3 protein-coding genes are annotated in these 5187 nt (G+C 71.5%); all 3 read right to left on the reverse strand.

Annotated elements, in window-relative coordinates; translation table 11 throughout:
* Positions 1–89 precede the first annotated feature (89 nt).
* The 3 genes from ABZ656_RS56340 to ABZ656_RS56350 are packed head-to-tail and all read right to left on the reverse strand — an operon-like array spanning position 90 to position 4440.
* On the reverse strand, positions 90–1406 hold the full coding sequence (locus ABZ656_RS56340; protein ID WP_101404890.1) for an acyltransferase: 1317 nt from the start codon (positions 1404–1406) through the stop codon (positions 90–92).
* Positions 1403–3613 carry a glycosyltransferase gene (locus tag ABZ656_RS56345; RefSeq protein WP_101404889.1) on the reverse strand — a complete coding sequence of 737 codons (2211 nt, stop codon included), beginning with the start codon at positions 3611–3613 and terminating at the stop codon, positions 1403–1405. Before ABZ656_RS56345 ends, ABZ656_RS56340 begins: the two co-directional genes overlap by 4 nt.
* A complete protein-coding gene (locus ABZ656_RS56350) occupies positions 3613–4440 on the reverse strand; it encodes a hypothetical protein (RefSeq protein WP_360280277.1) in 828 nt (275 codons plus the stop codon). Before ABZ656_RS56350 ends, ABZ656_RS56345 begins: the two co-directional genes overlap by 1 nt.
* Between the last annotated feature and the right edge of the window lie 747 nt (positions 4441–5187).

The following is a 5187-nucleotide window of genomic DNA, read 5'->3' on the forward strand; positions in this document are numbered from 1 at the left end:
GTACGTCCAGTACGAGGACTTCCGGCCGGCACGCCGAGAGCACGCACCGGACGCCGCTCCTTGACGGGCAAACGTTGCCTGCCGCGGCACTAGACCCGGTGGCTCCCCCGCGAGCCGCCCTGCTTCCTCTTCGCGCCGTTGGGCCACAGCCTCGGGCTGCGCTTGGCGGCGATGTCCTCGATCCAGCCGAAGGCCAGGATCGTCAGGCCGATGAGGGGCCAGACCAGGAGGAACATCCACACCATGTACGAGGAGTCGAGCGCGGCCACCGCGCTGTCGCTCTGCATGAACGGGAGGTTGTAGGCCTGGTCGATGATCGGGACCGTGGCCATGATCAGCATGTTGTGCCAGAGGTAGATCGTGACCGCCCGGTTGTTGGACAGGGTGATCAGCTTGTCCCAGCGGGCCAGCCGGCCGGGGAGTTCCTGCCAGGACGGGGAGTACTGGAGCAGGATGACGACGAAGCCGAAGGACCAGGCCGCCTGGGCGAGCGGGATGTCGTTCAGGTCCCAGCCGTCGGGGCCCAGATGTCCCGAGGCCCACCACAGGCCGAAGGCCATGAGCAGGGCCGAGCAGGAGATCGCCAGATAGCGGGGGACGCGTTGCAGGACGCCCTCGTGGTGGGCGAAGCCCAGGACCCAGCAGCCGCCGTAGACCGTGAAGTCGGAGATCGCGTTGCCCGTCTCGCCGGGGATGGTGACCAGGCCGGTGCCGAGGACCGCCGTCAGGGCGAGGGGGGCGAGCAGCGTCGCCCAGGGCACCCTGCGGAAGGCCCACAGCAGCAGGGGCGAGGCGATCACGAACCACAGATAGGCGCGCAGATACCAGAGCGGGCCCGCCGCCTGGACCGCCCAGGTGTCCTCCAGCAGGCCGGACTTGGAGCCGACGTGCCAGGGGAAGGGCGGGGCGCCGATCGGAATGACGTAGTCGATCAGCTTGACGAGGCCCCAGGTGCCGCCGTTGTCGGGGTCCTTCACCACGTTCCAGCCACCCGCGAACATCAGCGCGAGGGCCACCGCGCTGAACGCCCACAGGGGCGGCAGGAGGCGGCGGACGCGGCCGCGGATCACACCGAGGGCCGGGCGGCTGAGCGAGCGGGCCATCAGCGAGCCCGCCAGCGCGAACATCACGCCCATGGAGGGGAAGACGACCGTCAGCCATGCCCAGCCGAAGAGGTGGTAGACGACCACACGGACCAGGGCGATCGAGCGCAGCAGGTCCAGGTAGCGGTCACGGCCGGGCTTCTCGGGCGCGGAAGCGGACCGCGGGGCGGAATCCGGGGCTGGTCCCGGAGTCGGTCCCAGGGCTGGTACCGGCGCGGGTGTCGGCGATGGTGCCGGTGCGGGGTGGACCCGGGCCGAACCCAGAGGCGGCGTCGCACCCGCCGTGTACTCGTGCGTGGTCATGCGACCGGCCTCCGATCGTTCCCGCTCTGTGCCGCCCGCTGCCGCGGGATCGATCCCGGTGCCTCCACGACGCCCGTGCGCCGCAGCTTCTGCCAGCGCAGCCGGCCTCCGGTGAGCGCGGTGATCCAGGACTGGAGGAGGACCATGTACATCAACTGCCGGTAGAGGATCTGCTGGAGCGGGAGCGAGATGAGATACCTCATGCGCTCACGGTCGAGCCGGAAGGCGTACGCCGCGCAGGCCACCTGGACGGCGAGGACACCCAGCCACGCGAGGACCGTCTTCTGCGTCGGGCCGAAGACGAGCCCGTACAGCAGAAAGACGTCGATCAGCGGGGCCAGCAGCGGGGCCAGGACCATGAACAGCGAGACCAGCGGCAGGCCCACCCGGCCGAAGCGGCCCGACGGGCCCCGTTCGACGAGCGCTCTGCGGTGCTTCCAGATCGCCTGCATCGTGCCGTACGACCAGCGGTAGCGCTGGGACCAGAGCTGCTGGACGGACTCCGGTGCCTCTGTCCACGCGCGTGCCTTCTCCGCGTAGACGACCCGCCAGCCGTCGCGGTGCAGGGCCATCGTGATGTCGGTGTCCTCGGCGAGCGTGTCGTCGCTCATGCCGCCGGCCCTCTCCAGCGCGGAGCGGCGGAAGGCGCCGACCGCGCCGGGGATGGTCGGCATGCAGCCGAGGATGTCGTACATCCGGCGGTCGAGGTTGAAGCCCATCACGTACTCGATGTGCTGCCAGGCCCCGATGAGGGAGTCGCGGTTGCCGACCTTCGCGTTGCCCGCGACCGCGCCGACGCCCGGGTCGGCGAACGGCTGGACGAGTTCGCGGACGGTGGCCGGTTCGAAGACCGTGTCGCCGTCCATCATCACGACGATGTCGTGACGGGCGTTGACCAGGCCCCGGTTGAGGGCCGCGGGCTTGCCCGCGTTGTGCTGGCGCACGACACGGACGTTCGGCAGCAGCAGGTCCTCGACGATCCGCGCCGTGCCGTCGCTCGAACCGTCGTCGACGACGAGCACTTCGACGGGGTGTTCGCTCGCCATCAGGGAACGGACCGTGTTCTCTATGCACTTGGCCTCGTTGTACGCCGGCACGAGCACCGACACCGGTTCGGTGACCGGCGCCGGACCCCAGCGGAAGTCCTTGCGCCGCACCCGGCGGGCGTGCAGGGCGGAGAGCAGGAGCATCATGCCGAAGCGGGTGAAGACGAGCACGCCGATGATCGCGATGCCGACGACCAGGACGTCGGTGACGTCGTCGGAGGCCCGCACCAGGTAGACCCAGGCCTTGCCCTTCCACAGTTCGAGGCCGGTGACCTGGGTGTACGCGCTGGGTGCGTCGAGGGCCTCGGTGAGGTTCTGGAACCGGTACCCCCGCTCCTGAAGCTCCGGCAGGAACCTGTCCAGCGCCTGCACGGTCTGGTGGCGGTCGCCGCCGGAGTCGTGCATCAGGACGATCGCGCCCTTGCCGCCCTTGGGCGTGGCGTTGCGGATGATCTGGTCGACGCCCGGCTTCTGCCAGTCCTCGCTGTCGGTGTTGTTGACGACGGTGATGTAACCGCGCGTGCCTATGTACTCCGTCACCGGCCAGGACTTGTTGTCCATGGCGTCCGCGAAGGACGAGTACGGGGGGCGGAAGAGCGAGGTGCGGATGCCCGCCGCGCCGGCCAGCGCCAGCTGGTTCTGGGAGAGCTCCCAGTCGATGCGCTTCGTGGACTGGAAGGAGAGGTCGGGGTGGTTGAAGGTGTGCAGGCCGACCTCGTGGCCCTCCTCGACCATGCGCTTCACCAGCTCCGGATAGCGCGAGGTCATGGTGCCGGTGACGAAGAAGACGGCGTGGGCGTGGTGCTTCTTCAGAACGTCGAGGACCTTGGGCGTCCAGGTGGGGTCCGGGCCGTCGTCGAAGGTGAGGACGAGCCGGTGGTCAGGGACGTTCAGGCTGTTCGTGCGGCCACCGCGGGTGTCGATGACCGGGCCGCCGTCGAGGATCTTGTCCGGCACCTTGTCGGTGGCGGCCTCGGGCTGGATGCGGTGGTCGGCGAGGATCTCGCTGTGCACATAGCCGCGCAGCATCAGCATCGCCAGCATGGCGACGAGGAGCAGCGAGGGCAGCAGCCACCGCATGGGCAGCCGTCGGCGCCGGACATCGGGTGCCGGACGCCGCGCGCGGGGAGCGGGCCCGTGCGCGTCGGTGCGGGATGCCATCAGAGGATGTTCTCCGGGTTCTGCGGGGTCGCCGGGCTCACCGGGTTCTCCGGGGACGAGGAGCTGGTGATGCCGGGCTCGGACGCGATGGGGCCCGGTTCTACGGGGCCGTCGGCGACCGTGCCGGTGCCGCCGGCGCCGACCGTGCTCTCCGAGGGGCTCGGCGAGGCGGCGCCGTCCTCGGAGGGGCTGGGGTCGGGCGAGTCGGACACCGGGAGGGACGGCAGGGTGATGGGGTCCTTGGTGGTGCTGGTGCTCGGCTTCGGCTTGGTGGTGACGGACGTCGAGGGCTTCGGGTCCGCGGACGTGCCCGGGTCGGTGGCGCTCGCGGAGGCGCCCGGTGTCGGGCTGACGCCCGGTGCCGGGGCCGTAGCGTCGCTCACCGAGGCGCTCGCGCCGGGTGCGGCGCCGCTCGAACCGGAGGGCGACACCGAGTCGGTGGGCAGTGGCGAGGTCTCGACCTTCCCGGCCGGCGTGTCGTCCTGCTGGCCGGGCACCGGCAGCCAGGGCGCGTTGGAGTTGCCGGACAGCAGCGTGGCGACGATGACGACGGCGTACACCGCGCAGGCGATGCCGACGAGGATGCCGAGCCGGCGGAACCTGCGGCTGCGGCGGCCGGACTCGTCGACGAACACCGGGCCGTCCGAGCCGTCCTGGGCACCGGGAGCGTCCTTGGCCTGCTGAACCAGCCAGTCCTCCGTCTTGCGCCGTCCCACTCCGTCGAGTTGAACCGTCACCTCGTGCGGATCATGGGTGTGTCCCGGCTCACCGGGCTGCTCCCAGGGCGAGGCCGCGGGCCTGCCGGGCGTGTCGGCCGCACGGCCCACGGTCGACCGACCGAGCGTGTCCGACCTGCGGTCCGCGACCGGCCGACCGAGCGTGTCCGGTCTCCGGTCCGCGACGGGCCGACCGAGCGTGTCCGGTCTCCGGTCCGCGACGGGCCGACCGAGCGTGTCCGGTCTCCGGTCCGCGACGGGCCAGCCTCCCCTCTCGGGTCGGCCGGGCGTGTCGGATCGGCCGGGCGTCTCGGATCGGCCGAGGGTGTCGGATCGGCCGGGCGTCTCGGATCGGCCGAGGGTGTCGGATCGGCCGGGCGTGTCGGATCGGCCGAGGGTGTCGGATCGGCCGAGGCTGTCAGGTCGCCTGCGCGCGTCCGGCCAGCCACCCGTGGCCGGCCGATCGTCCTTGCCGACGCGTCGATCGGCTCCGGCGCGATCACGCGGCCCGGCGGGCTGGTCGGGCACTCCGGCGAGTTGATCCGGTGCGATGCGGTCACGCGGTCCGGCGGATTGGTTGGTCGCCTCGGCACGCCGATCCGCCCCGGCCCGGTCGTGCGGCCCGGCAGACTGATCAAGCACCCCGGCGCGCCGATCCGTTCTGGCACGGTCGCGCGGTCCAGCGGGCTGGTCGGGCACCCCGGCGCTGGAGTTGAGCCCGGAGGCCTGGTCGGGCACCCCGGCGCTGGAGTTGAGCCCGGAGGGCTGGTCGGGCACCCCGGCGCTGGAGTTGAGCCCGGAGGGCTGGTCGGGCACGGCGGCGCGGGTGTTGAGCCCGGAGGGGTGGTGGGGCGGGCG

The organism is Streptomyces sp. NPDC007095, from assembly GCF_040634475.1.
Taxonomy (GTDB): domain Bacteria; phylum Actinomycetota; class Actinomycetes; order Streptomycetales; family Streptomycetaceae; genus Streptomyces.